This window comes from Variovorax sp. LG9.2 (assembly GCF_035018885.1).
Taxonomy (GTDB): domain Bacteria; phylum Pseudomonadota; class Gammaproteobacteria; order Burkholderiales; family Burkholderiaceae_C; genus Variovorax.
In genome coordinates, this window is sequence record NZ_JASJXB010000081.1 from 1 (window position 1) to 1,770 (window position 1,770).

A 1,770-nucleotide genomic window follows, 5' to 3' on the forward strand; every position below is an offset into this window, starting at 1 on the left:
GGGCGGGCTCACATGCCCGAGACTTCCTCGGGGACTGGCGCGGCAGCCTGGTGTGCGACGACTTCAGTGGCTACAAGGCCAGCTTCGCGCTGGGCGTGACGGAGGCGGGTTGCCTGGCGCATGCACGGCGCAAGTTCGTCGACCTGCAGGCAACGGGCAAGAGCCTGATCGCCGAGACGGCCGTGCGCTTCTTCGCACAACTCTACGAAGTGGAGCGCGAGGTGCGCGCGCTCGATGCGGACGAGCGCCAGTGCATCCGTCAAGTCCGGGCCCGACCGCTGGCCGATGCGTTGCATGCCTGGATGATCGCGCAACGCCAGCAGTTGCCCGAAGGCTCGGCCACGGCACGCGCCATCGACTACAGCTTGAAGCGCTGGGTGGCGCTGACGCGCTACATCGATGATGGTCGCCTGCCGGCGGACAACAACTGGATCGAGAACCAGATCCGCCCGGTGGCCGTGGGACGCTCGAACTGGTTGTTCGCAGGCAGCTTGCGCGCGGGCCAGAGAGCCGCCGCGATCATGAGTCTGATCCAGTCGGCACGGCTCAACGGGCACGACCCGTACGCGTATCTGAAGGACGTGTTCATGCGGCTGCCGACGCAGCCGATGAGCCGCGTCGAGGAGTTGCTGCCGCATTGCTGGGTGCCGCCAGTCACGAACTGAGTTGCCGCAGGGCTGAACACCCTGGGGGCGGCTGCGTCAATGTGTGTTTGCCGGGTGCTTACACCACGAACGCGCGCGTGACATTCTTGGACAAGCCCCGATAGCGCACTTTGTTGAATCCCCAAAGCCGCTTCACAACCGCGAACACGTGCTCCACGCGTGAGCGCACCTTGGACTTCAACCGGTTCACGATCCTCTCCAGGCCCTCGATCGCACTGCCGGGAATCACCCGTTGATTGGTGCAATCCTTGGGCGTTGGGCGCCTTCGAATGGATCAACGCCTGCTGCGAGGAGTAGGCGCAGTCGCCGTACAGGTGCGTCTCCGCACCATGCATCAGATCCGGCAACGGATGCTTGTCATGCACGTTCGCCGATGTCACCACTGCGCTGTGCGCCAGACCCGTCTTGCTGTCCACGCCGATGTGCAGCTTCATACCGAAGAACCATTGCCTGTTCTTGCTGGTCGAGCGCATCTCCGGGTCGCGTTTGCCTTGGGCATTCTTGGTCGAACTCGTTGCACCGATGATGGTCGCATCCACGATGGTGCCGGCGCCAACCTTCAGGCCGTTGGCCTGCAACACGTCGCCCACCTTCGCAAACAGAGCAGCACCGAGATTGTGCTTTTCCAGCAGTCGCCGGAACTTCAACAACGTCGTCGCATCCGGCACCCGCTCGCGACCGAGGTCGATGCCGACGAATCGCCGCAGCGAGGTGCTGTCGAGCAGCGCGTCCTCACAAGCCACATCGGCCAGGTTGAACCAGTGCTGAACGAAGTACATCGTGAGCATGAGTTCAAGGCCCACCGGCGGGCGGCCATTGCCGGGTTTCGGATAGTACGGCTCGATCACGCCGCATAAAGCCTCCCAGGGAACAATGCGCTCCATCGTGGGCCAGGAACGCGTCGCGGCGCGTGGGCCTCCTGAACTGTTCGTACTGCGCATTCTGGTCACCGGCCATGGCAAGAGTCTGTTGCTTCATGCAATGCGTGAAGCAGGCAGCGTGCCAACTTCGGACTTGATCAGATGGTATGGGCGCCTCCCTCCTACCGCACTGCTTGCACTGCGCCGCGGGAAGTGCCAGATTGACGATCCCACCGTCAACATCC

At 63.2% G+C, this 1,770-nt stretch carries 1 protein-coding gene and 1 pseudogene; one reads left to right on the forward strand and one right to left on the reverse strand.

The annotated features are described in order from the left end of the window. A partial coding sequence (gene tnpC, locus QN413_RS26925) for an IS66 family transposase (protein WP_323499624.1) occupies positions 1-665 on the forward strand: 665 nt, incomplete at its 5' end. Positions 666-723: 58 nt separating this feature from the next. Here the strand turns inward: tnpC and QN413_RS26930 are convergent. Then, positions 724-1,643, reverse strand: a pseudogene (locus QN413_RS26930) (IS5 family transposase). Positions 1,644-1,770 lie beyond the last annotated feature (127 nt).